Source organism: Mesorhizobium yinganensis (assembly GCF_040081985.1).
Taxonomy (GTDB): domain Bacteria; phylum Pseudomonadota; class Alphaproteobacteria; order Rhizobiales; family Rhizobiaceae; genus Kumtagia; species Kumtagia yinganensis.
Genome location: NZ_JBEBMH010000002.1, coordinates 273,951 through 299,056, shown reverse-complemented (window position 1 = coordinate 299,056; position 25,106 = coordinate 273,951). Strand labels below are relative to the sequence as shown.

27 protein-coding genes are annotated in these 25,106 nt (G+C 63.2%); 14 read left to right on the top strand and 13 right to left on the bottom strand.

The genetic code is table 11. The features are described 5' to 3' along the window. Positions 1–153: 153 nt before the first annotated feature. Positions 154–1,719, top strand: coding sequence for a helicase HerA-like C-terminal domain-containing protein (locus ABMA59_RS05020; protein WP_349004214.1), 1,566 nt, complete (start codon positions 154–156; stop codon positions 1,717–1,719). Positions 1,720–1,870: 151 nt separating this feature from the next. Further along, positions 1,871–2,449, top strand: a complete 579-nt coding sequence (locus ABMA59_RS05015; protein ID WP_349004213.1) for a GNAT family N-acetyltransferase — start codon at positions 1,871–1,873, stop codon at positions 2,447–2,449. An 85-nt stretch (positions 2,450–2,534) separates the two neighbouring features. Here ABMA59_RS05015 and ABMA59_RS05010 read toward each other — a convergent pair whose 3' ends face one another. The 4 genes from ABMA59_RS05010 to ABMA59_RS04995 form a co-directional block, all read right to left on the bottom strand. Further along, entirely contained in the window at positions 2,535–3,494 is a 960-nt protein-coding gene (locus ABMA59_RS05010; protein ID WP_349004212.1) for a DMT family transporter, read from the bottom strand. Positions 3,495–3,676: 182 nt separating this feature from the next. After that, entirely contained in the window at positions 3,677–4,411 is a 735-nt protein-coding gene (locus ABMA59_RS05005; RefSeq protein ID WP_349004211.1) for a L,D-transpeptidase, read from the bottom strand. A 345-nt stretch (positions 4,412–4,756) separates the two neighbouring features. Further along, a complete protein-coding gene (locus ABMA59_RS05000; protein WP_349004210.1) occupies positions 4,757–5,620 on the bottom strand; it encodes a L,D-transpeptidase in 864 nt (287 codons plus the stop codon). Between the two features lie 163 nt (positions 5,621–5,783). Continuing rightward, complete coding sequence (locus tag ABMA59_RS04995; protein WP_349004209.1) at positions 5,784–6,443, bottom strand: haloacid dehalogenase type II; 660 nt, start codon at positions 6,441–6,443, stop codon at positions 5,784–5,786. A gap of 161 nt (positions 6,444–6,604) precedes the next feature. Between ABMA59_RS04995 and ABMA59_RS04990 the strand changes: the two genes are divergently transcribed. The 5 genes from ABMA59_RS04990 to ABMA59_RS04970 all read left to right on the top strand — a co-directional run bounded on the left by ABMA59_RS04990 (position 6,605) and on the right by ABMA59_RS04970 (position 10,149). After that, a complete protein-coding gene (locus tag ABMA59_RS04990; RefSeq protein ID WP_349004208.1) occupies positions 6,605–7,480 on the top strand; it encodes a branched-chain amino acid aminotransferase in 876 nt (291 codons plus the stop codon). A gap of 181 nt (positions 7,481–7,661) precedes the next feature. Next, entirely contained in the window at positions 7,662–8,261 is a 600-nt protein-coding gene (locus ABMA59_RS04985; protein ID WP_349004207.1) for a superoxide dismutase, read from the top strand. Between the two features lie 104 nt (positions 8,262–8,365). Beyond that, entirely contained in the window at positions 8,366–8,587 is a 222-nt protein-coding gene (locus ABMA59_RS04980) for a hypothetical protein (protein ID WP_349004206.1), read from the top strand. A 183-nt stretch (positions 8,588–8,770) separates the two neighbouring features. Continuing rightward, entirely contained in the window at positions 8,771–9,211 is a 441-nt protein-coding gene (locus ABMA59_RS04975) for a c-type cytochrome (protein ID WP_349004205.1), read from the top strand. Between the two features lie 11 nt (positions 9,212–9,222). Then, positions 9,223–10,149, top strand: a complete 927-nt coding sequence (locus ABMA59_RS04970; protein ID WP_349004204.1) for a c-type cytochrome — start codon at positions 9,223–9,225, stop codon at positions 10,147–10,149. Positions 10,150–10,369: 220 nt separating this feature from the next. Here the strand turns inward: ABMA59_RS04970 and ABMA59_RS04965 are convergent, their stop codons facing one another. After that, a complete protein-coding gene (locus ABMA59_RS04965; protein ID WP_349004203.1) occupies positions 10,370–12,484 on the bottom strand; it encodes a S9 family peptidase in 2,115 nt (704 codons plus the stop codon). A 714-nt stretch (positions 12,485–13,198) separates the two neighbouring features. On the opposite strand from ABMA59_RS04965, the gene ABMA59_RS04960 reads away from it, so the two are divergent. Beyond that, on the top strand, positions 13,199–13,627 hold the full coding sequence (locus ABMA59_RS04960) for a Ros/MucR family transcriptional regulator (RefSeq protein ID WP_349004202.1): 429 nt from the start codon (positions 13,199–13,201) through the stop codon (positions 13,625–13,627). Between the two features lie 138 nt (positions 13,628–13,765). On the opposite strand, the gene ABMA59_RS04955 is transcribed toward ABMA59_RS04960, so the two are convergent. Further along, a complete protein-coding gene (locus tag ABMA59_RS04955; RefSeq protein WP_349004201.1) occupies positions 13,766–14,155 on the bottom strand; it encodes a hypothetical protein in 390 nt (129 codons plus the stop codon). Beyond that, positions 14,146–14,280 (bottom strand): hypothetical protein, encoded by a 135-nt coding sequence (locus tag ABMA59_RS04950; protein WP_349004200.1) that lies wholly within the window; start codon positions 14,278–14,280, stop codon positions 14,146–14,148. The genes ABMA59_RS04955 and ABMA59_RS04950 overlap by 10 nt, the downstream gene beginning before the upstream one ends. A gap of 71 nt (positions 14,281–14,351) precedes the next feature. Here ABMA59_RS04950 and ABMA59_RS04945 point away from each other — a divergent pair, with 71 nt between their 5' ends. After that, complete coding sequence (locus ABMA59_RS04945; protein WP_349004199.1) at positions 14,352–14,756, top strand: helix-turn-helix domain-containing protein; 405 nt, start codon at positions 14,352–14,354, stop codon at positions 14,754–14,756. A 1-nt stretch (position 14,757) separates the two neighbouring features. Further along, complete coding sequence (locus tag ABMA59_RS04940; protein WP_349004198.1) at positions 14,758–15,564, top strand: DUF6456 domain-containing protein; 807 nt, start codon at positions 14,758–14,760, stop codon at positions 15,562–15,564. Positions 15,565–15,740: 176 nt separating this feature from the next. Here ABMA59_RS04940 and ABMA59_RS04935 read toward each other — a convergent pair whose 3' ends face one another. Together ABMA59_RS04935 and ABMA59_RS04930 are read right to left on the bottom strand one after the other, a co-directional pair. Continuing rightward, positions 15,741–16,169, bottom strand: a complete 429-nt coding sequence (locus tag ABMA59_RS04935; RefSeq protein ID WP_349004639.1) for a SufE family protein — start codon at positions 16,167–16,169, stop codon at positions 15,741–15,743. 82 nt (positions 16,170–16,251) lie between these two features. Beyond that, on the bottom strand, positions 16,252–16,614 hold the full coding sequence (locus ABMA59_RS04930; RefSeq protein ID WP_349004197.1) for a DUF5330 domain-containing protein: 363 nt from the start codon (positions 16,612–16,614) through the stop codon (positions 16,252–16,254). Positions 16,615–17,082: 468 nt separating this feature from the next. Between ABMA59_RS04930 and ABMA59_RS04925 the strand changes: the two genes are divergently transcribed. The 3 genes from ABMA59_RS04925 to ABMA59_RS04915 all read left to right on the top strand — a co-directional run bounded on the left by ABMA59_RS04925 (position 17,083) and on the right by ABMA59_RS04915 (position 20,145). Then, complete coding sequence (locus tag ABMA59_RS04925; protein WP_349004196.1) at positions 17,083–18,849, top strand: sensor histidine kinase; 1,767 nt, start codon at positions 17,083–17,085, stop codon at positions 18,847–18,849. After that, positions 18,824–19,720 carry a peptidoglycan-binding domain-containing protein gene (locus tag ABMA59_RS04920; RefSeq protein ID WP_349004195.1) on the top strand — a complete coding sequence of 299 codons (897 nt, stop codon included), beginning with the start codon at positions 18,824–18,826 and terminating at the stop codon, positions 19,718–19,720. The genes ABMA59_RS04925 and ABMA59_RS04920 overlap by 26 nt, the downstream gene beginning before the upstream one ends. A gap of 80 nt (positions 19,721–19,800) precedes the next feature. Continuing rightward, complete coding sequence (locus ABMA59_RS04915; protein ID WP_349004194.1) at positions 19,801–20,145, top strand: DUF1491 family protein; 345 nt, start codon at positions 19,801–19,803, stop codon at positions 20,143–20,145. On the opposite strand, the gene ABMA59_RS04910 is transcribed toward ABMA59_RS04915, so the two are convergent. Beyond that, positions 20,132–21,145 (bottom strand): hypothetical protein, encoded by a 1,014-nt coding sequence (locus ABMA59_RS04910; RefSeq protein ID WP_349004193.1) that lies wholly within the window; start codon positions 21,143–21,145, stop codon positions 20,132–20,134. The two genes, ABMA59_RS04915 and ABMA59_RS04910, sit on opposite strands and share 14 nt — an antisense overlap. Before the next feature lie 163 nt (positions 21,146–21,308). On the opposite strand from ABMA59_RS04910, the gene ABMA59_RS04905 reads away from it, so the two are divergent. Then, positions 21,309–21,500, top strand: coding sequence for a hypothetical protein (locus tag ABMA59_RS04905; RefSeq protein ID WP_349004192.1), 192 nt, complete (start codon positions 21,309–21,311; stop codon positions 21,498–21,500). Between the two features lie 34 nt (positions 21,501–21,534). Here ABMA59_RS04905 and ABMA59_RS04900 read toward each other — a convergent pair whose 3' ends face one another. The 3 genes from ABMA59_RS04900 to ABMA59_RS04890 form a co-directional block, all read right to left on the bottom strand. Continuing rightward, positions 21,535–22,140: a DUF1254 domain-containing protein gene (locus ABMA59_RS04900; RefSeq protein WP_349004191.1), complete on the bottom strand. Its 606-nt coding sequence runs from the start codon at positions 22,138–22,140 to the stop codon at positions 21,535–21,537. Then, positions 22,133–22,717: a DUF1214 domain-containing protein gene (locus ABMA59_RS04895; RefSeq protein ID WP_349004190.1), complete on the bottom strand. Its 585-nt coding sequence runs from the start codon at positions 22,715–22,717 to the stop codon at positions 22,133–22,135. The genes ABMA59_RS04900 and ABMA59_RS04895 overlap by 8 nt, the downstream gene beginning before the upstream one ends. A 64-nt stretch (positions 22,718–22,781) precedes the next feature. Further along, on the bottom strand, positions 22,782–24,935 hold the full coding sequence (locus ABMA59_RS04890) for a transglycosylase domain-containing protein (protein ID WP_349004189.1): 2,154 nt from the start codon (positions 24,933–24,935) through the stop codon (positions 22,782–22,784). Between the last annotated feature and the right edge of the window lie 171 nt (positions 24,936–25,106).

Here is a 25,106-nt window from a genome sequence, read left to right as displayed (position 1 = left end):
TACCGATTGCCAAACGTGGCGCTTAAGTGCAAGCCCGCATTGGCATTTTAGCACGTCGGACCGATTGTCGCGCGGCAAACGCCATCTTATACCATTGCCCTGCAACCGAATGATGTTCGGTGCGGCATTTTAGGTATCCGGGAGCACATTTTCATGGCCGAGCCCGCCAGCATTTTTCTAGGCGCCAGCCGCAAGCCGGACGATTCTTACCAGAGGCCGGAAGAGCTGCTGCTGAAATACGGCAACCGGCATGGGCTGGTGACCGGCGCGACCGGCACCGGCAAGACGGTCTCGCTGCAGGTAATGGCGGAAGGTTTTTCCAATGCCGGCGTCCCGGTTTTCTGCGCCGACATCAAGGGCGACCTTTCCGGCGTCGCGATGATGGGCGAGGCCAAGGATTTTCTGGTCAAGCGCGCCGAGCAGGTGAAGCTCGATCCGTATGAGTTCCAGGAATTCCCGGTGATCTTCTGGGATCTGTTCGGCGAGCAGGGCCACCCGATCCGCGCCACCGTCTCCGAGATGGGGCCGCTGCTTTTGTCGCGGCTGATGAACCTCACCGAAGCGCAGGAAGGCATCATCAACATCGTCTTCCGCATCGCGGACGAGGAAGGTCTGCTGCTGCTCGACATGAAAGATCTGCAGGCGCTGCTTTCCAACATCGCCGAGCGGGCCGATGAGATTTCGACACGCTACGGCAATGTGACGAAACCGTCGGTCGGCGCGATCCAGCGCTCGTTGCTTATTCTCGAACAGCAGGGCGCGAAGAATTTCTTCGGCGAGCCGGCGCTGCGCATTTCCGACCTGATGCGTACGACGCGCGACGGGCGCGGCGCGATCAACGTGCTGGCCGCCGACAAGCTGATGATGAACCCGCGGCTCTACGCGACCTTCCTGCTTTGGCTGATGTCGGAACTGTTCGAGCAGCTTCCCGAGGTCGGCGACCCGGACAAGCCGAAGCTGGTGTTCTTCTTCGACGAGGCGCATCTGCTTTTCGATGAGGCGCCGAAGATTCTGATCGACCGAGTAGAGCAGGTCGTGCGGCTGATCCGCTCCAAAGGCGTCGGCGTGTACTTCATCACGCAGAATCCGCTGGACGTGCCGGAGACGGTGCTGGCGCAGCTCGGCAACCGCGTGCAGCATGCTTTGCGCGCCTATACGCCGCGCGAGCAGAAGGCGGTGCGCACGGCCGCCGACACGTTCCGGCCGAATCCGGATTTCGACTGCGCGTCGGCAATCACCAAGCTCGGCACCGGCGAGGCGCTGGTCTCGACGCTGGAGGAGAAGGGCATACCGTCGATGGTGCAGCGTACGCTGATGCGGCCGCCGGCGTCGCGACTCGGCCCGATCGCGCCGGAGGAGCGGAAGAAGTTGATCCTCGAAAGTCCGGTTGCCGGCCAGTACGACCAGGCGGTTGACCGCGAATCGGCATTCGAGATGTTGCAGAAGAAGGCCGCGCAGGCGCAGCAGCAGGAGGCGGAGGCTCAGACGGGCGGACAGGGCGGCGGAGGCTGGACGCTTCCGGATTTCGGCGGCGATTCCTCCCAGCCCGCACCCCAGGATCGCAATCAGCCCGCTTCGAGGCAGCGAGCGCCCGCCGGGCCGCGCCCGTCCAACCGCCAGACGGTTGCCGAGGCGGCGATCAAGTCGGTGGTGCGTTCGGTCGGGTCGTCGCTGGGACGGGCACTGGTGCGGGGAATCCTGGGCAGCCTCAAGAAATGATTGGCGCGGGGCGGAAGCTTCCACCGCTCCTAGACGCGCCGTTGTGCTGGCTTTGGGACATTCAGGCTGTTGGCGGCTTTTCTGAATTTCGTGCTATCACGGCGTTAAATTCACGGCCTGTCGCATTGCAATGTTCAAGGTGAGAAGTGCGGTGTCTGGCGACGCAGGGGAGGCGGTCGCCGCGTTGGGCGATGCGTTCGCCGACGACCCTTTGATGTCGTATCTCTTTCGCGAAAACCCTGACGGCATTCGCGCCGGAGCGACGGACTTTTTCTCCATTCTGCTCAGGGCCAGGATTGCGCTCGGGATGCCTGCCCATGTGCTGCAGGAGGCCGGGAGTATTCTGGGCGTTACGATGGGGTATGACACCTCGCGCCCGACATGGCCGGCCGTGCTCGCCACTGAATGGCGCCAGTTCGAAGTCCGCGTCCCCGGCTTTGCGGCACGCCTCGCGGCCTACGAGAAAATCTGCGAGGCTTATCAGCCGATCGAGGAGCATTATTATCTGGGCGTGATCGGGATACATCCTTCGTTTCAGCGAACGGGAGCGGGGAAGGCGATGCTCGACGCCTTTTGCGCGCTCTCGCGCGCGGATACACAATCACACGGGGTCTATCTCGACACGTCCAATCCGAGCAGCCTCCAATTCTACTACAACAATGGGTTTGAGCTCCGAGGCCAAGGCAGTCTTGATACTGCGTCCCTATGGTGCGTCTACAAGCGGACGTAACGGGCCGGATCCGAGAAATCTTGCACAAACGACGCCGCCCGGCGGTGGAGCAACAGTCAGGATCAGCGGCCTTTGGTGTCGGGCGTCATGACGCCGCCGGGGTAGCCTGGCGCGTCGGCAGCATGGCGGTCAGAAGGCCGGCGATGATGAAGGCTCCGCCCACCATGTCGAATCCCTGCAGCCGCTCGCCGAGGAACATGTAGGCCAGGATCGCGACGAAGGCGGTCTGCAGATAAAGCATCATGCCGGCGCGGCTGGCGCCCAGCGTGTCGACGCTGCGGTTGTAGAGATAATACATGAACGCGCCGCCCGGCCCGGCCACATAGGCGAGCGCAAGCAGGCCGCTCGTATCCATGGCGGTGCGATGGCCCGACAAAATTTCCCAGAGGTAGAGTGGTGCTGCGCCGAGCGCACCCATGCCGAGCAGGAGAACCAGCAGCGGTAGCCGCTCGATGCCGAATTTCAGGCGGCGCAGCAGCACCGTATAGAGCGCCCAGGCAAGCGCGCTCCCGACGATCAGCAATTCGCCGGCATTCACCTCCAGCCGCAGCAGCGCGGGAAGGTCGCCCCGCGCGACGATGACGATCATCCCCAGCATGGAGATCGCCGCCCCGGCGGCCTGCCGGAAGCTCATTTTTTCGGCAAGGAGGAAATGCGCCAGAACCATGGTGATCATCGGCGACATCGCCATGATGATGCCGGCGGTGGTGGCGTTGGTGAATTCGAGGCCGACATAGATCAGCCCCTGGCAGATCGTCAGGCCGAGCACGCCGACTGCGAGCAGTTCGAGCGGCCTGTCGCGGATGAGGGCGATCATGGCCGGATAGTGCCGGCGCACGAACGGCAGCAGGATCACGCAGGCCAGCGCGAGCCGCCAGAAGCAGAGAGTCCAGGGCGGCATTTCCGGGATGATCCATTTGGCCGCGATATAGACGCCCGCGGAAAGCAGCCAGCCGAAGATGGCCGTTGCATAGGCGAAGGGCAGCGAGGTTTCGGTCGCGGCGCCCCCCTTGCCGTGCCCGATGGCAGCTATGTGGAAGCCCATCTGTGCGCACCCCATGGCGCGGGATGTTTGGACCCTGTCGCGCCAATCCCAGCGAAGCAGCGCCCGCACCCGCCGTCAAGCGGATGTACTGCCTGACGGCCGGATGAGGCGGAAAATGTAGATGATTCAATTGTTCCAACAGTCCGGACGAAAATCGTGCCAAACTGTTGGAACAGTCTCGCTCAGCTCACCCCGATGCCGCTGGTCGCCAGGATCGGCGTCTTGCTGGGCACGCGGTTGTAGAGGTCCATGACGTCCTGGTTCATCATGCGCACGCAGCCTGACGATACCGACTTGCCGATCGTCCACCATTCCGGCGAGCCATGGACGCGGTAGAGCGTGTCCTCGCCGTTCTGGAAGATGTAGAGAGCACGCGCGCCGAGCGGGTTTTTCAAGCCCGGATCCATGCCGCCATTGGCGGCGCTGTAGCGTTCGAGTTCGGGCTGGCGGCCGATCATGGCGTCGGGCGGTGTCCAGCGCGGCCATTTACGTTTCCACTGGATGACCGCGCGGCCGGCCCAGTCGAATCCGGCGCGGCCAAGTCCCACGCCGTAGCGCAGCGCCTTGCCGTTCTCCTGCACGAGGTAGAGATAGTGGGCGGAGGTGTCGACCACGACCGTGCCGGGCCGTTCGCCGGTCGGGTCGTCGATAAGCCGCCGCAGATATTGCTTGTCGACCTTCTTCAGCGGGATGGCGGGAATCTCGTAGCCCTCGTCGACGACCGATGCATACATCGCCTCGTAACCGCTGACTTCCATCGGCGGCTTAGATCCCGCCGGCTCGGCCGGCGCCAGATAGGCCATCTCGCGGGGCACGCTCGTGCAGGCGGACAGGGCAAGCGATGCGGCGGCGGCGCCGACACCGCCGAGCAGGCGGCGGCGGGACAGGATGGGCGAGGGCGGAAGGTCAGTCGGCATTTCCTGGTCTTTCGATTGCAATCTGAAGGGTGCGGCCCGGCGTGCCGGACGGTGCGACGCCAGCGGCATTCCACCAGCGTTTCGCGGCGGATAGATCGGTCGGAGTCGGGCGCAAACGGGGACGAACGGTGGCGAAGATGTGGTAGGCAGGGCTGTGTGGTTTGAGTGCAACACGGTCTGGCCTCGGCGGCCGTATGGCCGCCTGGAGCCGTAGGGCAGCCAACCGCAAATTGCATTGTTTGCTGTGAACAAAGCCGGGGACGCCGATTCACAATACGGTGTGGCCGGCGTGAACGGCGGGGAAGACCGCGGCGCTGGCTTGTACAATCCGCCGGGCGGCGGCCGTCAACCGGAGGCGAGGCCGCCGATCTCGACGCCAGCCGGTTCCGTGCCGATCGGGGCCACGCCATCCGCGCCGATGGCGGCCGGAGCGGTGTTGTTCCGGCTCACGCCCATGCCGACGCCGCCGGCGACGACGATGTTGGTGCCTTCGGGGACGCGGTCGTAGAGATCGATGATGTCCTGGTTGATCAGCCGCACGCAGCCGGAGGAGACCGATTTGCCGATCGACCACCATTCCGGCGAGCCGTGCAGGCGGTAGAGCGTGTCCTCGCCGTTCTGGAAAATGTAGAGGGCGCGCGCGCCGAGCGGATTGTTGGGGCCGGGCGGCATGCCGCCTTCCCATTCGTTCTTCTTGCCGATCTGCTTGGCGCGATATTGTTCAAGCTCCGGCTGGCGGGCGATCATCTCGTTCGGCGGGAACCAGCGCGGCCACATCTGCTTCGACTGGATGACGCCACGGCCCGCCCATTCGAAGCCGGCGCGTCCGAGCCCGACGCCGTAGCGGATGGCCTGTCCGCCCTCGCGCACAAGGTAGAGGTGATGCGAGGAGGTGTCGATGACGATGGTGCCGGGCAGTTCGCCGGTCGGATCGGGCACGACCTGGCGCAGGAACTGTTGGTCGATCTTGTCGGTGGGGACGCCGGGAACCTCGAAGCCGCCATCCGAGACCGGGGCGTACATGCTGGCGAAGCTGCCAAATTCCGGAATGTCGGCTTGGGGCGGCGGCTGCGGTTCGGTTGCGACGTAATTGACGTCGCGCGGCGCGCTGGCACAGGCCGTGAGTGCGATTGAAGCGGCTCCGGCCGCGGCCGCGCCAAGGAAGCGGCGGCGCGTCAATGCCAGAGCGGGTCTGTTGTCCGAAACCATTTTTTCCCTTCGCTTCGCGGCCGGAGCACCCGACTCGCATAATCGTTCAACAATGAACGGCGGAGATAGGGGTTCCGATTCCAGCGTCGATGCAACGGCAGCGTGGCGAAGATGTGTTCACCAAATCGTGTTGTGCCCGTGCAACAGTCTCGCGACGGTTGGTTCAGCCGGCGAGCAAGCCCTCCAGGGAAGGCAGGATCAGGCGAGGCGGAAAATCGCGATATTCGTCCGGCTGGCTGTTTCGGTTGATCCAGACCGTGCGGAAGCCGAATTTCGCCGCGCCCGCTATGTCCCAGCGGTTGGACGACTGGAACGAGACGGCGTCGGGATAAAGACGCCAGCCGGTGGCCACCAGGTCATAGACCTGCGGGTCGGTCTTGAAGCGGCGCACGGGATCGACGGAGAAAATCTCGTCGATGACGTTTTCGAGCGCCGCCGACTTCACCGCCGCCGCCAGCATGGCGGGCGAGCCGTTGGAGAGGATGGCAAGCCGTGCGCCCCCCGCCTTCAGGCTTTTCAGCACATGCGGGACTTCCGGATAGCAGTCGAGCGTCCAGTAGGCGGCCAGAAGGTCGGCGCGCAGTTTCGGGTCGTCGACCTTCATCTGGGCCATCGCGAAATCCAGCGACTGCTCGGTGAGCGCCCAGAAATCCTGGTAGGCGCCCATCAGCGTGCGAACCCAGGAATATTCGAGCTGCTTGGCACGCCATATCTCCGACAGACGCTGGGCGTCCGGGCCGATGCGGCCGGCCTGTTTGCGCACGGCGGCATGCACGTCGAACAGGGTGCCATAGGCATCAAAAATGTAGGCCGCGTGCAGCATATCTTTTCGTCGGCCAAGGAGTGTTGGAATGCAAGCAGATTGTTGCGGCTCGGCTTTCCGGCGTCGGCTGTTGCGGTGGTCCAGCGTTTTGCCTGGCGATCCCGGTTGACCTTGCCAGCCAAAGCGGCTTTCCATGACCGCGCAAAAGGAGGCGCTTCGACATGACCCTTGCCGCGGCCGCGCAGACCATCACCTGGACCTATGTCGACGGCGACTGGCACGAAGGCAATGTCGCGATCCTCGGGCCGCGCAGCCACGCCTTCTGGCTGGCTTCGAGCGTGTTCGACGGCGCCCGCTGGTTCGAGGGCGTGTCGCCCGACCTCGACCGCCATGCGGCACGCGTCAACACTTCCGCCATCAGCCTCGGGCTCAGGCCGACCATGACGGTCGAGGAGATCGTCGGCCTGACGTGGGAGGGGCTGAAAAAGTTCGACGGCAAAACAGCGATCTATATCCGTCCGATGTATTGGGCCGAGCACGGCGGCTATATGGGCGTGCCGGCCGATCCGGACTCGACACGTTTCTGCCTATGCCTCTACGAGGTGCCGATGCCGGCGCCGAGCGGTTTTTCGCTCACAGTCTCGCCGTTCCGCCGCCCGACCATCGAGACCATGCCGACCGACGCCAAGGCCGGCTGCCTCTATCCCAACAATGGGCGCGCCATTCTGGAGGCGCGCATGCGCGGTTTCGACAACGCGCTGGTGCTCGACATGCTGGGCAACGTCGCCGAGACGGGTTCTTCCAACATCTTCCTGGTCAAGGATGGGCAGGTGTTCACGCCCGCGCCGAACGGCACGTTCCTGTCCGGCATCACACGTTCGCGCACCATCGGCCTGCTCGGCGACTATGGATTCCGCACCATCGAGAAGACGCTGTCGGTGCGCGATTTCCGCCACGCGGACGAGATATTTTCGACCGGCAACTACTCCAAGGTCGTGCCGGTCACCCGTATCGAGGACCGCGACCTGCAGCCCGGCCCGGTGGCGCGCAAGGCGCGCGAACTCTATTGGGAATGGGCGCACGCCACTACCGTCTGAGCCGGGAAGCGACGGTTTTGAATCTCTTTTTGCCGCAGGTTTTGGAAGGAAAACCGTGTGACAGTTTTCCGGAACCTGCTTAGAAGGGAACCGACGCGCGGCGGCGGAGTTTTGCCAACGGTCGCGACCCATCTTCCCCGGTCCATCAGGGCCGGTCTCTAGCCAACGAGGGAGTATTGCCATGGCTTTCGAACTGCCCGCTTTGCCTTATGATTACGAGGCTCTCCAGCCCTTCATGTCGAAGGAAACGCTCGAATATCACCACGACAAGCACCACAAGGCCTATGTCGACAACGGCAACAAACTCGCCGTCGAGGCCGGAATGGACAATCTGTCCCTCGAAGAGGTGGTGAAGCAGTCCTTCGGCAAGAACGCCGGCCTCTTCAACAACGCTGCGCAGCACTACAATCACGTCCATTTCTGGAAATGGATGAAAAAGGCTGGCGGCGGCAACAAGCTGCCGGGCGCGCTGCAAAAGGCTGTTGACGCGGATCTCGGCGGCTATGACAAGTTCAAGGCCGACTTCATCGCAGCCGGCACCACGCAGTTCGGCTCAGGCTGGGCCTGGGTTTCGGTCAAGGATGGAAAACTCGCCATTTCCAAGACGCCGAACGGCGAGAACCCGCTGGTGCACGGCGCGACGCCGATTCTCGGCGTCGACGTGTGGGAGCACTCCTATTACATCGACTATCGCAATGCCCGGCCGAAGTATCTCGAGGCGTTCGTCGACAGCCTGATCAACTGGGACTACGTGCTCGAACTCTACGAGAAGGCGAAGTAAGCTCGCTTTACGCATGTCCGAGCATTGCTCGCAATACGCAAACCCCGCGCAGGCGGGGTTTGTTGTTTTGGCGCCCTTGTCGGCATTCGTGTCATACGTGCGGCATGACGTTGCATTTCGGCAACGAGATCATTCCGGCCGACTTCCCCGAGCTTAAACGGCTCGTGTGGAACCGTGATCCGTCGCGCCCCATCGCGGCCGAGGAGGTTTTTGCCCTCTACGAGCGGAATTGGCGGTTCGTGGACCAGGACCATCTGACCGAGCGCGAGGCCAAACTCATCGACGAGCTTGGACGAGTATACGGCAGAGGCTTCGAGCTGAAGTGATGCCACTTCCGTGGCGCGACACTCTGCGCCCATCGTCTCTCACGATCGGCAAGCCTTGGGTCTGACCGACTGGCGACTGTGCATTCCAGTCTTCACGAAACCGTGAAGTTGCGCTCCGCAAGAAGTCGTGCAACCTCGTCGTTAGCCTCCTCAGGCAGCCATACGCAACCCAGAGGGTCCTTCATGAAAAAACTGCTCCTCGCCATTTCTCTGTTCGCATTGACCGTTTCCGCGGCCACCGCCGATCCGATCGCAGACCGCCAGGCGCTAATGAAGGCCAACGGCAAGGCAGCCGGACAGCTCGCAGCCATCGCCAAGGGCGAGAAGCCTTTCGACGCGGCAGCCGTGCTCGCCGCGCTGACGACGCTGAATGAGGACGCGCAGAAGCTTGACGTTGCGACCCTGTTTCCGGCCGGCAGCGACAAGGGCGGCGACACCACGGCCTCGCCGAAGATTTGGGAAGACATGGCCGGCTTCCAGGCCAAGGTCGACAAGTTCAAGACCGATGCCGCGGCCGCGCTCGCCGCGCCGCCGGCGGATGTCGACGGCGTCAAGGCGACGCTCGGCGTCCTCGGCCAGAATTGCGGCGGCTGCCATGAGGCGTTCCGCATCAAGAAAGGCTGATTCCTCTCGGAATGAGACTGTTAGGCAAGCTTGCCATCGGCGTCGTGATCCTGGCCGGCGCGGCAGCGGCGGCAGGATGGGTGCTGTCGGCTCCGCAGCGTCTGGACGAGGCGACGCTGGCGGCGGTCGGGCAGGGCGATGCCTCGCGCGGCGAGCGTATCTTCTTGGCGGGAGGCTGCACCTCGTGCCACGCCAAGCCCGGCTCGCAAGGCGACGCCAGGCTTGAACTCGTTGGCGGCGTGGAGTTGAAGACGCCATTCGGCACGTTCGTCGCGCCGAACATTTCGCAGGACCCGACCGACGGCATCGGCGGCTGGAGTGCCGCCGACCTTGCAAACGCCATGCTGAAGGGCGTGTCGCCGGACGGCTCGCATTTCTACCCGGCGTTTCCCTACGCATCCTATGCGCGGATGAAGCCGTCGGACATCGGTGATCTCCATGCCTATCTGAAGACGCTGCCGGCGGTTCCCGGCAAGGCGGCGGCGCACCAGTTGAAATTCCCGTTCAATATCCGGCGCGGTCTTGGCCTGTGGAAACTGCTCTATCTCAGCGACCAGCCTGTCGTGGGGTTTGCCGAAGGCACGCCCGACAATGTGCTTGCCGGCCGATATCTTGTCGAAGGTCCCGGCCACTGCGGCGAATGCCATACGCCGCGCGATCTTGCCGGCGGGCCTGAGAAAAGGCAGTGGCTGGCCGGTGCAGTTGCTGCCGAGGGGCAGGGCAAGGTTCCCAACATCACCGGCGGCGAGGGCGGTATTGGTGGCTGGTCTGAGGACGAGATCGCTTATTTCCTCGAAAGCGGCTTTACGCCGGATTTCGATTCGGTCGGCGGCTCGATGGCCGAGGTACAGAAGAACATGGCGAAACTGGCTACCGAGGACCGCGCGGCGATTGCGGCCTATCTCAAGGCGATCCCGCCGCATCCGAGAGGATTTTGAGGCTCGGGAGGTTTTCCCCAAGCGGCCGTCATCGTCACCCGCACCGCCCGTCCGGATGATCGCGGCACGTCGACGCCGATCTCACCTCCGCCGGCCTGGCCCTGCTGTCGCTGGTCGATGTGCTGGGCGACTGGCGGGAGACAAAGGGCACGTCGAGAGCGAGGAGCAGCCGGCATTGCGGCTTGCTGCGTGAGCGGTCGTGATCCCTGTCGTCGCGACGTTAGGGGTTGGCTGGCACGTCGGCCTTGCCGGTGACCTTCAGCGCAAACGCATAATTGAACGCGATCTCCTCCAGCCGTGAAAAACGGCCGGAGGCGCCGGCATGGCCAGCATCCATGTTGATCTTGAACAGAACCGGATTGTCGCCGGTCTTGAGTTTGCGCAGCCGCGCCACCCATTTTGCCGGCTCCCAATAGGTGACGCGGGGGTCGGTAAGGCCGGCAGCCGCCAGGATCGGCGGATAGTTTTTCGGGCCGACATTGTCGTAGGGCGAATAAGCGGCGATGGTGCGATAGTCCTCGGCCGAGGCGATCGGATTGCCCCATTCAGGCCATTCGGGCGGGGTCAGCGGCAGCGTATCGTCGAGCATCGTGTCGAGCACGTCGACGAAGGGCACTTCGGCGATGATGCCGCCGAAGGCTTCCGGCGCCATGTTGGCGATCGCACCCATCAGCATGCCGCCGGCCGAGCCGCCCTGAGCGACGATGCGGTCGTGGGCGGTATAGTTCTCGGCGACGAGATGTTTCGCGGCGGCGATGAAGTCGAGGAAAGTATTCGTCTTCTTCCGCTTCTTGCCGTCTTCGTACCAGGCAAAACCCTTGTCCTTGCCGCCGCGTATATGGGCGATGGCGTAAATGAAACCGCGGTCGGCCAGCGAGAACAGGTTGGTGTTGAAGCCGGCGGGGATGGCGATGCCGTAGGCGCCGTAGCCATAGAGCAGGCAGGGTGCCGAGCCGTCGATCGGCGTGTCGATGTGATGGATCAATGAGATCGGCACCAGTTCGCCATCATGCGATGGGGCCATCAGGCGGCGGGTTACATAGTGCTCGGGATCGTGGCCGGAAGGCACTTCCTGCGTCTTCAGCAGCGTGCGTTCGCGCGTGCGCATGTCGTAGTCGAAGACCTGGCCGGGGGTGGTCATCGACGAATAGGAAAAGCGCATAATGTCGGTATCGTATTCGTAGGAGCCCATGAGGCCGAGCGAATAGGCCTCTTCGTCAAAGGCGATGGTGTGTTCGGCGCCGTCGGCACGATCGCGGATGACGATGCGTGGAAGGCTGTCCTTGCGCTCAAGCCGGACCATGAAATCCCTGAAGCCGACAACGGACAGGATGAGCCGGCCGGGTTCGTGCGCGACCAGTTCCGACCAGTTTTCGCGCACAGGATTGTCGATGGGGGCGGTCATGATCTTGAAGTCTCTCGCGCCGTCGGCATTGGTCAGCACGAAGAAGATGTCGCCGCCTTCCTCCAGATCATATTGCAGCCCGGTCTCGCGCGCCGCCACCAGCTTTGGCTCGGCACCGGGCGTGGCGGCGTCGAGGATGCGGTATTCCGATGTCTCGTGATCGTTGATGCCGATCATCACCCAGCGATTGTCGCGGGTGCCGCCCACGCCCATGAAGAAACCGGCGTCGGTCTCCTCGTAGACCAGCCGGTCGTCAGCCATCTCGGTGCCGAGCCGGTGATAAAAGGCCTTGGAGGGCCGGTGATTAGGATCGAGGCGGGTATAGAAGAAACCCGTATTGCCGGCATCCCAGACCCCGGAGCCGGCAGTGTCGGCGATGATGTCCGAGAGATCTTGGTCCGTTTCAAGGTCGCGCGTCTTCAGCGTGAAGAACTCCGAGCCCTTGTCGTCGAAACTCCAGATCAGTCGCTTGTGGTCGGCGGAATGCTCCATGCCGCCCAGATTGAAATAGGCCTTGCCTTCGGCTTCATGGTCGCCATCCAGGATGATTTCCTCGGTGCCGCCATCGCGCGGAGTGCGGAAGAAGCGCGGATGCTCGCCGCCCTTCTTGTAGGACGAGCCATAGGCGTAGGGCCCGTCCTTCATCGGCACCGAGGAATCGTCCTCCTTGATGCGGCCCTTCATTTCCTGGAAAAGGGTTTTACGCAGAACTTCCGTGTCGGCCATCAGCGTCCGCTGATAGGCATTTTCGGCCTCGAGATGGCTGCGGATCGCCGGATCGAGCACGCTCGGATCGCGAAACACTTCCTGCCAGTTGTCGGCACGCAGCCAGGTGAACTCGTCGAGGCGGGTGATGCCATGGCGAGTGTCGCTGATGGGGCGCTCCTCGGTTGCCGGAGGCGTGACGGACGGGAAGACAGAATGTGCCATAGAATCTCGCTGGACGAGTGAAGGACCGATGAACCACCTGCTCCGCCTGCGTCGATGCATTCGAACCGGGCGATCAGAGGCATTGAAGATCCGATATAACGGAGGAGGTTGATGTCGAATACCCTTGCAAGAATTATGGCGAGCGCAATTCGTTTGCGCGGGATGCGAGGAGTGTCGGAAATTTGCCGGTCAACCTTGAATGCCGCCGAAACAATACGCTTGCCGACGCCTTCGGTCGCCTGATTTGCTCGGTCGTACCTGAACGGTGGGCAAGGCCGTTGAGGCACGCGATGCGGCTGGGAGCCGACTAAGATAGACGTTCCCATTGGCGATACGCGCATCGTTGAACGGGCGCTTCAGGTTGTACAGGACCTGAATTCCACGAAAACGGGCGTAATCGGTCTTTTTGGACCAGTTTCCAAGCAATCGTTGGCCCAAAGGCTGCCAGTGACGCCGCGTCAAAATATCGACAGAACAGTTGAATGCGACTGACCTCCGACAAAATGACGCTAGCAGTTCCGAGCGCAACATTGTGAACGACTGGTTCGAACAGCTATAAATACCGAGTTTTGTATTGACTTGACTTGCAAACCGCCCCATTTAGTCGTGCGGACGCGACTCGTAACGCTCTCGTTCGTGTCAAGTCAGTCGCAGCCCTGCGTGGTTCAAGCAAAGACAGGGCGCTAAATCACTCTCTCTTGGGGCCAGAAGACAATGGATATCTCTGATACGACCACCAAAAATGGTGAAATGCTGATCGAACTGACGGCGGATGTCGTTGCTGCTTATGTCAGCAACAATCCAGTACCTGTCGGTGAATTGCCTAACCTCATCGCCGATGTTCATGCGGCGCTCGGCCGCGTCGGCGGCCCCACCGAACAGCCGGTAGTCGACAAGCAGAAGCCGGCCGTGAACCCGAAGCGCTCGGTTCACGACGATTACATCATCTGCTTGGAAGACGGGAAGAAGTTCAAGTCGCTGAAGCGTCACCTGATGACCCACTACAGCCTGACGCCCGACCAATACCGCGAGAAGTGGGCATTGGACCCCTCCTATCCGATGGTCGCGCCGAACTACGCCACCGCCCGCTCGCAGCTTGCGAAGAAGATGGGCCTGGGTCGCAAGAAGAAGACCGGCCGCTAAAGTCCGGTTTGCGAACTCTACACCGGCGGCCAGTCATTGGCGTGTGCTACACTCCAACCTGGTGACGGAGGCAAATGAGCGCCTCGCTGTTTGCGCGGTCGACTGCCGGATATTCACTATTCAGTTCCGCTGAGCGGTTCAACTGTCTCGAGACCGGGCAGCAAGTCCGCGGATTTCTTGCGTTCTACGTTGGCGGCGCCTTTTGGCGCCGTCTTTCGTTCGCGGTCGGGTTGCTCCGGTACCACCGTCGCGCGATTCCTTCAGCCGGTCGCCGGCCTGCTTCAGGGCGATGTGACGGTTGAGGTCGTAGCTCCAATGGCCGGCTAGGCCCTTCATCCGTTCGCGGACGAGCAGCCGGTCGACGCGGGCGATTGCCCCGGCGCGGGCCGCGCCTTCCGATGCCAGTGCCGCTGCAAGATCAATGCCGCACAGAATTTGCAATGCGGCCAGTTGCGCGGCATACGCTCGCGCATCTCGTTTCGTGACCAGAAAATCCCGGATTTCGCTACCGATCGTGCTCATCGCCATTCCTGCTTTTGTGAAAGCCGAAGGTTACGGGCGCTGGCGGCGGCGGGGATAAAATCGGCGTCGAAAAAATCTCTCGCGACAAAAAAACCAATCGTTTCAACGGGGCGCATCGTGAGAATATCCATTTAGTTCTCAATTTGTTCCCCGCTCGGCCTTCTGCTGATATAAGAAGAAATTCCTATGTCGGAGGGGCCACGTGCAGACACAAACCGCTTTCAGGAAAGACGAGGCGAAACCGCCGGCCCGGGTGAAGCCGGGCTTGCCAGCGAGCGGCCGGCGCGGCGAGCGCGTCATGGAGGTCTGCGAGGCGATGATCGATGTATGCGCGGCGCTTTATGGCGTGTCGAGCAAGGAAATCCGCCAAACCTGCAAGAGCGCGCCCGAAATAATACGTGTCCGGCAGATCGCCATGTATGTCACCCATACCGCGCTCGGTGTCAGCATGCAGGAGGTCGGGCGGGGTTTTGCTCGCGACCGCACGACGGTGCGCTACGCATGCCACGTGATCGAGGATCTGCGCGATGACGATGATTTTGACCGGACCGTAGCGATGACGGAACGGGTGGCGCTCGCCGCCTTCCGCAACAGGCTGGAGTACTGACATGAATTCGCGCGACATGATGGGAAAGGCGGCGGCGCGTGTCCTCGCGCTTCTTGCCGGTGGGCCGGCGAAGGTCGAGGCGGCAGCCGACAGCGGGGTAGTGCTGCTGCGGAGCGAGAAGGGAACGATCTCGATCGAGGCCAATGTGCTAAGGCGCATGGCAAGCAGCGGATCGATCGTGCGGCGCGGCAACACCCTTCAGGCGACCGAAGCGGGTCGCAAGGCTGAACTGCGGGCCGGCGAGACAGGCGATTGCTTCCAGCGCCAGCATCGAGACACAGAAATTGCATCGGCCTCGTCGGACGATGGCGTGATTGGCTCCGCCGAGATCAACCTGGCGGAATCGCCGCTGGCTCAATTGATGCGGCTCAGGGTGAAAAGCGGCCGGGCTTTTCTTTCCAAGGTGGAGTTCGCGGCCGGCGAGCGCCTGCGCTGCGACTATACCCGCGGCCGTATCATGCAGCGGCTGGGTGCCAACTGGGAAGCCAGTCCATCGTCCGGGCGGCGCGGCGATGTCAACGGCATTGCCGACCTGACCGACGCAGCGCTTGCGGCGCGCCAGCGGGTCGACCGGGCGCTACAGGCGGTTGGGCCGGAACTGTCCGGGCTGCTCGTCGATATATGCTGCTTCCTGAAGGGGCTGGAAACGGTCGAACGCGAACGTCTCTGGCCGGCGCGCTCGGCCAAGATGCTGCTCAAGACCGCGCTTGGGATGCTGGCGCGCCACTACCATCCGGCCGGCAGTGGCCGTGGACATGTAGTCCTGCATTGGGGCGCTGAAGGTTATCGCCCGGAGAACATGATGTGAGGAGAGGTTTGCTCCGTGGCGGCCTCGCCTTCCTGGCTGAAGGTCATCCCTTGCGGGGCGTCCACGAACGCGCATCGGAGCAGACGAGCAGATCCGACGGGCTGAAGTGGTTCTACCCGGACATCGGGATGTTCAAGCAGGGCGTGCCAGCGCAGCCCATCTCCGAGAGCCGGCGATCAGACGCTTTCGGTCAGCGCGCTCTGCGCGTCTTGCTTGATGCGCCTGACCATTGCCCGCAACCCGTTGGCGCGCTGCGGCGTCAGATGTTCATCGAGCCCAAGCGAACGCATGAGGGCTTCCGCGTCGGTCGAGACGATCTCGCTGGCGCGGCGGCCGGAAAACAGCGCCAGCATGATGGCGACGAGACCGCGCACGATATGCGCGTCGGAATCACCGAGGAAGGTAAGCACGGGATCGGGACCTTCACCGCGATCCGACACCAGCCAGACCTGGCTGACACAGCCCTGGACCTTGTGCCCAGCGTCGCGTGCGTCCTCGGGGAAAGGCGGCAGCGCCTCGCCGAGGTCGATGACGTAGCGATACTTGTCTTCCCATTCGTCGAGGAAAGCGAAGTCGTCGCGTATTGCCTGGATCGTGTTCATTATGAGCGGGATATAGGCGCGAAGCGCGGCTGCGTCACGGAAAAATCGGCGAGGCGGCAGACAAGTGGAGTGCAGCGGCTCTGGCTCAGGGTTTCGGAGGGACTGGCGCGGGCTTGACGGCGGGCGGAACCGTTTCGTCCGGTCGCGGAATCGTGCCGGTCAGCGTAGCCTTGTCGGTATCGCCGAAATTCTCGTCGAGCATCTCATAGGCGATGCGGGCGGCCTCGCGTGCGCGGACGCCGACCGTGTTCATCGCCGACTTGCCGACCTCGCAAACTTCCGGTTTGCGTTCGCAAATGCCGGAAAGATCGGTGATGGCATCGCGCGCCGCAAGGAAGGCCTCAATGGCGCCGACGCGTTCCTCACCCGGCTGTTCGTTGCCGAGGTTGAAGGGAATCACCAGCAGCACCAGTGAGAACCAGAACGCGATTCGCAACAGGAAGCCCATCTCACTATCTCCGTGCGCCGGAAAGCCTTTGGGGCTGTCCGGTTCAACACGGACACAATGCCACAAGCCATTGAAAAAGCACTTGTGCCGGTAGTTGGTATTTTCGACTTGTTCGAAACGAACTCTAAACTTTTGGACGTCCCGCAAAATGGAAATCAATTGAAGATTGCAGCGTTCATTTTTCGTCAATCATATAACGCATTGGAAAGATGACGATTTTCCCGTCGAGACGAAATGCGGCAGGGTAAAAGCATTCGCCGGACCCCCAGCGCATCTTGAAACGCTCCGTTTACTATGGAACGAAGTCGCGGGACGCCAACCGGAGCTGAACCTGAATTTCGCCGCGCCGGGACTTCACCGATGCGGCGCCTTTTATTCATTCCTTAAACGCTGGGTGCGAGGGTCGATTTTAACCAAGATCGATCCGCGAGGCGGACTGTAGACTGTACCGGATGCGTTGAGTTGAATTTGTTCGCGACCAGATACGCCGGGCTGATGCGTGCCGTCGCAGTCGCATGCGACCGCCTCATGCGCCCGCGCGCCGTCGACGAATCGGAACGGACCGGCCAGCGGCGTATCCTCGTCATGCTGCTGGCGTGCCCGTTCCTAGTGTCGGCCGCTGCCTGGACCTTGCTTCCTTCCGGCATAGGCGCCGACGCGACTTTCGGTTTTATCTGCGCCTCGTTCCTTGGCTGCGGGCTGGGGGCGCTTGCCGTGACCGCCCGGAAGAATGCCGGCCCGGTGCTCGCGTCGGTCCTGGTGGTGACCACTGTGCAGATTGCGTTCCTGATTGCGGCGGCCGGCGGGTTGCAATCGCCGCTGGCACTGATCACCGTGGCACTGCCGTTGGAAGCATGGCTGGCTTTCCGAACAAGGAGGGCACTGGCCTGGGGCTTTGGCGCGATGGCTGCTGCCTTGCTGATGCAGGCGTTGCCGGACGGCTCGTTTTTTGTCGGCGCCGGCCCCGCCGCCTGGCACTGGCTGCTGCCGCTGGCCTATGGCGGTGTGCTTCTGCCGCGCACCGCGACGCTTCTGGCCGCGCAGCGCAATGCGGCTGGCATGAGCGCACTGCCCGAAATCGATGCCGACCGGGTCGCCGTGCATTTCGCCGTCAATGGCGACCTGCTCGACATCGATCCCGCGGCCCGCGACTTGTTGGGCATCGATCCCGACCTGCTGATCGGCACCGGTTTCTTCCAGCGGGTGCATGTGGGTGACCGGGTGGGATTGCTCTGCGCCCTCGCGGACCTTCGCGATGGCGCCGACCGTCGCAAGGTCGAGTTGCGGCTGAGGCTGCCGGCGCTCAAGGAGGGAGCGGCGCCAGTCCACCGGTCGCTGATCATAAACCTGACGCGCGCCGGTGCGGAAATCGTCGGAAGGCTGCGGGACAATTCGGAGGTCGCCGAACTGCGGGCTGAACTGGCCGCGATGAAGGAGGCGAATGCCGGGCTGGAAGTGGCGAAGAGTCGCTTCCTGGCGACCGTCAGCCACGAACTGCGCACGCCGCTGAATTCGATCATCGGCTTTTCCGACATGCTGCTCTGCGAGGTGCACGGCCCGCTGCCCGACCCGCGCCAGCGCGAGAATGTGGAGATCGTGCGCGAGGCGGGCAATCATTTGCTGGCCGTCGTCAATTCCATCCTCGATGTGTCGAAGATCGAGGCGGGGTCCTATTCGACCAATCCGGAGCCGTTCCGCTTTGCCGAGGCGGCGGCGCTTTGCACCGCCATGGTCCGTCTGCAGGCAGAGGCCAAGGGGATCGCGCTGGCGATGGACATTTCGCCCGCCAACGGCGAGATAAAGGCCGACAAGCGTGCGGTTCAGCAGATGTTGCTCAACCTTCTTTCGAATGCGATCAAGTTCACGCCGGATGGTGGCGCGGTTTCGCTCGGCGCCAAGCGTATCGGTTCGCGCCTGCATTTCTGGGTGAGCGATACCGGCATCGGCATCGCCGCCGACGATTTGAGCCGCCTAGGGCAACCTTTCGCGCAGGTGCAGAACGATTATACACGGCAGTTCGAAGGGACAGGGCTGGGATTGGCTCTGGTCAAGGGGCTGGTGGCGCTGCATGAAGGCACGATGTCGATCGACAGCGCTTTCGGAAATGGCACGACGGTGACGATCAGCCTGCCGATCGACGGGCCGGCCGGTGTGGAAAGCAGCGTCGGACCAGCGCGGCCGTCTGGAGCAGCATCAGGAGAGTATGCGTATGGCACGCTCCGCAAAGCAAGCTAAGCGCGCTCCCGCGAAGCGCGCGCCGCTGCTCGGCGGTGCGTCGGCGCTGGGCGCGATGATCGCGCGAAACCCGGTGATCGCCGGCGGCTCGACAGCGTTCCTGGTCGCCTTTTGCTATGTCTCGGCCAATGCGATCTGGTACCAGCCGCATGCGCATCGTGGCGCGTTTTTCCCAACCCGGGATTTTGTCCGCCATTCGGACGCCGGCCAACCGGCCGAGCCGGAGACCACTTTCCTGATCGAGCGGCCGCAGGAACCGGCGGCAAAGCCAGCCCTGGCGCCGGCCGCACCAAAGCCGGCTCCGCCGGCGGCGGATGAGACAACGGCCCAGGTGCAAGGCATCCTCAAGGAGCTCGGCTTCTATGACGGCGCGGTAGACGGTCTGTCCGGCCCGGCGACGGCAAAAGCGATCGAGACCTATCGCAACAAGGTGGGACTGGCGGCCGCGCAGGGCGTGGACGAGGAACTGCTGTTGCAACTCGGTATCGAGCCGACGACCGCCGGCATCACACCTTCACCCGCGCCGCGCAAGGTTGAGCAACAGCCGGCGGCAAAGCCCGCGCAGAAGCCGGCGGCAGAGCAACCGGCAGCCAAGCCTATGCCCGTGGCGAAACCCGAGCCGGCCGCCAAGCCGGAGCCTGCGGTCGCAAAGGTCGACGATGCGGCTAAGGCCGAACTGGCCAGCCTGACGAAGAAGGTGCAGGTGGGGCTGAAGGCGTTCGGCAACGCGGGCATCGACGTGGACGGCGTCAATGGCGGCAAGACCAGGAACGCCATCCGCGAATTCCAGTCGATCTTCGGGCTCAAGGTGACCGGCGAGCCGGACGCGGCGCTGTACAAGAAGATGCGCGAACTGGGTTATGTGAAGTAGCAGCAGGCAAAGGGTTATTGCACGCCCTTGGATCGGCCGCTAGACGGGCATCGTAATCCGCGGCAGCCTCCGATCAGCCCATGCGCGTCACATCTGACTTGTTCGTCTCCGCCTTGCTGCGCCGGGTGTTCTCCAGCGGCGGCTACGGCGCAGTGGTGCGGCGGGGCGCCTCCGAGGCCGGGGCGGTGTTCGTGACCAGCCGCGACCGGCTGGGCGAGACGACGCTGTTCGGTCCGGCCGCGCAGGCCAGTTACGGGGAAGGGCGGCCTGAAGACCGGCTGTTCGCAGAACTGATGCGCGGCGAGGAGGCGGATGTTGCGGCACGGCTCGCCAAGGAACAGCGGTTCGATCCGGACATTTGGGTGGTTGAGATCGAGGCCGGCAGCGAGCCGCCGGCCGATCTGCTGTCGATCACGAAGCCCTGAAGCGCTCGTTCGTCTCGGAGCTGTCGGCATTGCCCGGGCGCGCGGAACGCCGGCCACGGCCGGCGGCTGAACTCCATTGCAGCCAGTTGGCGACGATCTCCAGTTTCCAGCCACGTACCCGCTCGCGGGCCGCGTCGTAGTCCAAGGCCCGGTAGCGCTCCACGAACATGCGGATGGCTTCGGGATGTGCGAACTGAGCCGGAAAGATCGCGGCGGCAATCATGAAGGCCTGTTCCTCGCTGAGATCCAGCGCACGCAACGCAGCCAGCAGTGACGAATAGGTCGATGTTTCGGTGATCGCGCGCGCGGCCGGAAGGTTCATGCCGAGCGCGTCGGCCAGCGCGGTCTGAAAGAAGGTGTCGTTGCCGGTCAGCGCCGTATCGCGAAGCTTGCCGAAAGCCGAACGATCGGCGGGCACATGGGTTTCCAGCGAATAGGCGGAGCGCAGATCGGACCGCATCATCTCGCGCAGCCGGCTCCGTACCTCCTCCGCCGCCTGGCCGCGTTCAGGTTGCGGCGCAATCGCCTGTTCGACCGGCTTGGACGCTGCCTCGGACATGCGGACGATCTTCGGCATGGCCGAGATGGAGGCCTCCAGCGCCCGGATGAGCTGCGCGATGGTGGGGTTCAGCGCCGGCCTGCGGGCGATGACGCGGGCATGGGCGATGCCGTGCCTGGCTATCAACGCGATCAGATCGACATCGCTCAGCAGGCTGGAACGCATGAGCAGCGGCGCGGCGACGTCGATGCGGTCGTCGGTCAGTTTGGCGATCAGCCGGGATGGGGCGATGGCGCATTCCGAAAGCGCGGCCGCGACAAAGCGCCGACCTTCCGCCGAGACCTGATCGAAAAGCGGAAGCGTGAGATCCTCGAGCTGCGTGACCTCGCGCCGCGACGGTCGGGTGATCGCGCAGAACGCCGAGACCGACGCCCGGAACAGGCGCTCCCCCTTGCCGCCGTCGTTCTTTACAACGATGTCCCGAAAGTCTGCTGCTGACACGGAAAAAACGCCCGCCACACTCGATACACACCGGCCGCATGCAAGGCCGCCCGGCAAAAATGAAAATTAGCTAAGATTTGTTAGAAGACTGTTAACCGTCTGCTGGCCTTATCGATGGTGGAGGCGTTGCGTGGTTGCTCCCCACAGTCGAGAGGCAAACGACATGGGCAACGTACTGGCATTTCGTCCGCGTAAATCGTCCGGTGGAAAGACCCGGGAAAAGGGTGCTTCCGCCACGGTCATCATCTTCCCCGGGGTCCGCTACGAGCGCGCGCCCGAAGCGGCGAGTGGGCAGAAATGGTCGCCGGCCGCCTGGATCGCGCAGTTGCAGCCGCAGCCGCTCCCGACTAGCTGAGTAAAGCCTTTTCGGGAAATGCGGCTCGCGCGCGTCAGCGCGGTGCGCAACGCATTTCCGATATGAATTGTGAGACGAACGGCTTAAAACTGTCGTCCGGGGCGAAGGCTCGCAATACGAGCATGCCTTCGTCGTCGGGAACCTCGACGAAGACCGATTTGGCGAAATCTTCCGGCAGATCGTCGCGGATCTCGACCATCTGGTCCGGCGTCAAAACCACGAAATCCAGGACATCGCTCGTTCCCGAACGGTCGCTGAGGCTGAAGAGTGTTCTGCCGCCGCGGTCATAGACCGACGCCGACCAAAACGGCACCTTGCCCGCCGTTGCGACATGAACGGCGCCCTCGGCCAGGTCGAAGCGGCAGGCCGCGATTTGAAAGGCCGGATCCGGGGTTTTGAGGAGTTTCAGCGCATCGCCTTCGAGCGGAGTCGCCCTATTGGGTGGCGCGATGCCCGCAAGATGTGTCCAGGCATTGCGGTCGGCGAATTCCGGCACAAGCAGCAGGACGACAATGTGGACGATGGCGGCGCCGACCAACCCGAGCGACAGCGCATAGGCAAGCGGCCAGCGCGATCCTTTTGCGAGGCGCGCCACGAGTGGCGGCAGCAGGCTTTTGGACCGTACTTGATCCTCAGTCATCGCAGCCCGCCTTGATGATTTGTGGCATGGCGATCGAACCAAGATCGGGGTCGGCCGCCAGAGGCGTGTCATAGAGGATGAGCACGAGCCGCATTGGGCCGCTGCCACCGGTGGCCAGCCAGTTGCCAGGCGCTGCCCGCGCACCGACCGTTATCAGCAGCGAATCATCGGACAAGAAAAGCACGTCGCGGGAACTCAGGAAGTTCTGCCTGCGAGTGCCGGAAGCGATGGGCTGCATCTCTTTGTCGGCGGTATGCAACGTCCACAGCCTGGCTGTCGGCAGCGCACCCTCGATCGTGTAGGCACATTCGCGCCGGAGCTTGTCGCCGGCCGAATCCCGCGCCGCCACGAAGGTGAGCCCCTCCATGCGGCCAAGTGGCAATAGTCCCTCACGAATAGAGCGTGCATTCGAATAGGGGTCGCGCGCAAACGCGCCTGCGTCGGGCAAGGCTGTCCAACCGCCGACACTGACCGTGCCAACGCCTTCCGGGACGTCCAGCGCCACCAGCACACTGACGGTCCCGCCGCCTATGGCGACGGCAACGGCAAGCAGCGTAAGCAGGACGGTGCGGAGCATTCTTCCGGGTATCGCGGGAGGCGAGATGTGGCAAGCTGGGGTTGGTTGGGTTAGGGTCTGCCCCTCACAACGCCGACAGCGTCTCCGGCTCCTTCGGCTGGATTGCCGGCGCGTCGCGGAATGCCTTGGAGAGTTCTCGCAAATAAATTGTGGTGGCGCTGGAAAGGGCGGCCGGGCGATCCGTTGTGCCAGCTGCGGATTCGGCGAGGCGGCGTTTTTCCGCTTCGGCGGCGCGCGCCGCGACATCGGCATCGATGAAGGGCTTTTCGATGCCGGGAATGGGCTTCAGATCGACATTGCGGTGGGCGTAGACCATCAGGCGCTGCCAGACCATGGCGGGCAGCGAGCCGCCCGTCATTTCCTTTGTCGGTGAAAAATCGTCGTTGCCGAGCCAGACGGCGGCCGTGTAGTTGCCGGTGAAGCCGACATACCAGGCGTCGCGGTAGGACTGCGTCGTGCCCGTCTTGCCGGCCGACCGGATGTAGGGCAGGGCGGCGCGCTTGCCCGTGCCGATCTCCGGGATCTGCACGAGGATCGAGTTCATCGATTTCAGCGCCTGTTCCGACAGCACGCGCTTGGGCTGCGGCGCGTCGCGGGAAAAGTCGTAAAAAACCTCGCCGGAATGCGTCGACAATTGCAGGATGGCGTGGCGCGTGCCGGCAAAGCCGCCATCGGCGAACGTGTTGTAGCCGGTCGCCTGGTCCATGACCGTCATGCCCGACGTGCCGAGCACCATGGTCTTGTGGCCGTTGAGCGGCGTCTCCACGCCCATCGCCTCCGCCATGGCCTTGATCGGCGGGATCGAAAGATGGTCCTTGGCGAGCCTGACCGGCACGGTGTTGATCGAGCGGATCAGCGCGGAGGCAAGCGTGGTGCGTCCGGAATAGCTGCGGCCGTAATTCTTCGGCTGCCAGCCGCCCCAGCTGATCGGCCCGTCGGAAATGACCGAGTCGGGCTTGAACCCGTGCTCCATGGCGGTGGCGTAGACATAGGGTTTGAACGACGAGCCGGTCTGGCGCAAGGCCCGCGTGGCGCGGTTAAACTGGCTCTCGCCATAGTCGCGGCCGCCGACGATGGCGCGCACCGAGCCGTCGGTGTCGAGAACCACGATGGCGCCTTCGGTGACGCGAAATTCCTTGCCGTGCTGGCGCAGGTTGAATTCAAGCGATTCTTCGGCCGCGCGCTGGATGTCGAGGTCGACGGTGGTGCGCGCCACGATGGAGCGGTTGCCGGTCGGCCCGGCAATGCGCTTTACCTCGTCGAAGGCGAAGTCGAGGAAATAGTCGGGGCTGCCCTGTTTGCCGCGGTCGACGATGTCGGCCGGATGCAGGCGGGCCGAAAGCACCTGGCCCTCGGTCATGAAGCCGCTGTCGACCAGATTGTCGAGCACGACATTGGCGCGGGCGCGCGCCGCCGGCAGGTTGATGTGCGGCGCATATTTGGCCGGCGCCTTGAACAGGCCGGCCAGCATTGCCGCCTCGGCGAGGTCGAGGTCCTGCACCTCCTTGCCGAAGTAGAAGTCGGCCGCCGCCGCGATACCGAACGTGCCGCCGCCCATATAGGCGCGGTCGAGATAGAGCTGCAGGATCTCCTTCTTGGAGAGATTGGCCTCCAGCCAGATGGCGAGAAACGCCTCCTTGACCTTGCGCTCTATGGTGCGTTCGTTGGAAAGGAACAGGTTCTTGGCAAGCTGTTGGGTGATCGACGAGCCGCCCTGCACGACGGAATTGGCGCGCAGGTTTTCGGTCATGGCGCGCGCCAGGCCGGGAAAATCGATGCCGTAGTGCTCGTAGAAGCGGCGGTCCTCGGTGGCGAGCACGGCCTTTATGACATGGTCCGGCATCTCGTCGACCGGCACGGAATCGCGCTGGATGATGCCGCGCTGGCCGATCTCCAGGCCGTTGCGGTCGAGGAAGGTAACGGCGAAGTCGCCCTGCGTGCGCCAGTCGCCCTTGGTTTCCTCGAAGGCCGGCATGGCCAGCGCCAGCATGACCACCGAACCGGCGGCGCCGAGCGTCATGGCTTCGCCAAGAATCTCGACGGGAACGCGGCGCCAGCCCGAAACGCGAAAACGGCGCAAGAAGATGGTGAGGTTTTCGTAGGCCTGGCCGAGCAGGAAACCGGCCTCGTAGACGGTCGAATCGATCCACGCGTCGATGGCAAGCAGAATGCCGGCCTTCGGCGCCTTTGGCCTTCTTGGGCTCAGAGGATCGTCCATCAGGGAATCCGGCCAGTTGCGCAGCTATGGTTTTCGCCCAAATGGGCGATTTGAGGGCGGTGTCGTTGGCGGTCTCTCACGTAAGTGCGGGGAGGCATAAAGATTGTCAGGGCAAGATGCGAATGAAAGATGAATCGGTTCGCCGGTGAAGCGCCCAGCTCGGCCACATAG

What these genes read in the sequence shown, in the direction of transcription:
- ABMA59_RS04905 (WP_349004192.1), top strand. Translation starts at nt 21,309, where the DNA reads ATGGGCAACGTACTGGCATTTCGTCCGCGTAAATCGTCCGGTGGAAAG.
- ABMA59_RS04985 (WP_349004207.1), top strand. Translation starts at nt 7,662, where the DNA reads ATGGCTTTCGAACTGCCCGCTTTGCCTTATGATTACGAGGCTCTCCAG.
- ABMA59_RS04980 (WP_349004206.1), top strand. Translation starts at nt 8,366, where the DNA reads ATGACGTTGCATTTCGGCAACGAGATCATTCCGGCCGACTTCCCCGAG.
- ABMA59_RS04940 (WP_349004198.1), top strand. Translation starts at nt 14,758, where the DNA reads ATGAATTCGCGCGACATGATGGGAAAGGCGGCGGCGCGTGTCCTCGCG.
- ABMA59_RS04915 (WP_349004194.1), top strand. Translation starts at nt 19,801, where the DNA reads ATGCGCGTCACATCTGACTTGTTCGTCTCCGCCTTGCTGCGCCGGGTG.
- ABMA59_RS04965 (WP_349004203.1), bottom strand. Translation starts at nt 12,484, where the DNA reads ATGGCACATTCTGTCTTCCCGTCCGTCACGCCTCCGGCAACCGAGGAG.
- ABMA59_RS05020 (WP_349004214.1), top strand. Translation starts at nt 154, where the DNA reads ATGGCCGAGCCCGCCAGCATTTTTCTAGGCGCCAGCCGCAAGCCGGAC.
- ABMA59_RS04975 (WP_349004205.1), top strand. Translation starts at nt 8,771, where the DNA reads ATGAAAAAACTGCTCCTCGCCATTTCTCTGTTCGCATTGACCGTTTCC.
- ABMA59_RS04930 (WP_349004197.1), bottom strand. Translation starts at nt 16,614, where the DNA reads ATGGGCTTCCTGTTGCGAATCGCGTTCTGGTTCTCACTGGTGCTGCTG.
- ABMA59_RS04970 (WP_349004204.1), top strand. Translation starts at nt 9,223, where the DNA reads ATGAGACTGTTAGGCAAGCTTGCCATCGGCGTCGTGATCCTGGCCGGC.
- ABMA59_RS04955 (WP_349004201.1), bottom strand. Translation starts at nt 14,155, where the DNA reads ATGGCGATGAGCACGATCGGTAGCGAAATCCGGGATTTTCTGGTCACG.
- ABMA59_RS04900 (WP_349004191.1), bottom strand. Translation starts at nt 22,140, where the DNA reads ATGACTGAGGATCAAGTACGGTCCAAAAGCCTGCTGCCGCCACTCGTG.
- ABMA59_RS05000 (WP_349004210.1), bottom strand. Translation starts at nt 5,620, where the DNA reads ATGGTTTCGGACAACAGACCCGCTCTGGCATTGACGCGCCGCCGCTTC.
- ABMA59_RS04995 (WP_349004209.1), bottom strand. Translation starts at nt 6,443, where the DNA reads ATGCTGCACGCGGCCTACATTTTTGATGCCTATGGCACCCTGTTCGAC.
- ABMA59_RS04990 (WP_349004208.1), top strand. Translation starts at nt 6,605, where the DNA reads ATGACCCTTGCCGCGGCCGCGCAGACCATCACCTGGACCTATGTCGAC.
- ABMA59_RS04920 (WP_349004195.1), top strand. Translation starts at nt 18,824, where the DNA reads ATGGCACGCTCCGCAAAGCAAGCTAAGCGCGCTCCCGCGAAGCGCGCG.
- ABMA59_RS04895 (WP_349004190.1), bottom strand. Translation starts at nt 22,717, where the DNA reads ATGCTCCGCACCGTCCTGCTTACGCTGCTTGCCGTTGCCGTCGCCATA.
- ABMA59_RS05005 (WP_349004211.1), bottom strand. Translation starts at nt 4,411, where the DNA reads ATGCCGACTGACCTTCCGCCCTCGCCCATCCTGTCCCGCCGCCGCCTG.
- ABMA59_RS04950 (WP_349004200.1), bottom strand. Translation starts at nt 14,280, where the DNA reads ATGGATATTCTCACGATGCGCCCCGTTGAAACGATTGGTTTTTTTGTC.
- ABMA59_RS04890 (WP_349004189.1), bottom strand. Translation starts at nt 24,935, where the DNA reads ATGGACGATCCTCTGAGCCCAAGAAGGCCAAAGGCGCCGAAGGCCGGC.
- ABMA59_RS05010 (WP_349004212.1), bottom strand. Translation starts at nt 3,494, where the DNA reads ATGGGCTTCCACATAGCTGCCATCGGGCACGGCAAGGGGGGCGCCGCG.
- ABMA59_RS04960 (WP_349004202.1), top strand. Translation starts at nt 13,199, where the DNA reads ATGGATATCTCTGATACGACCACCAAAAATGGTGAAATGCTGATCGAA.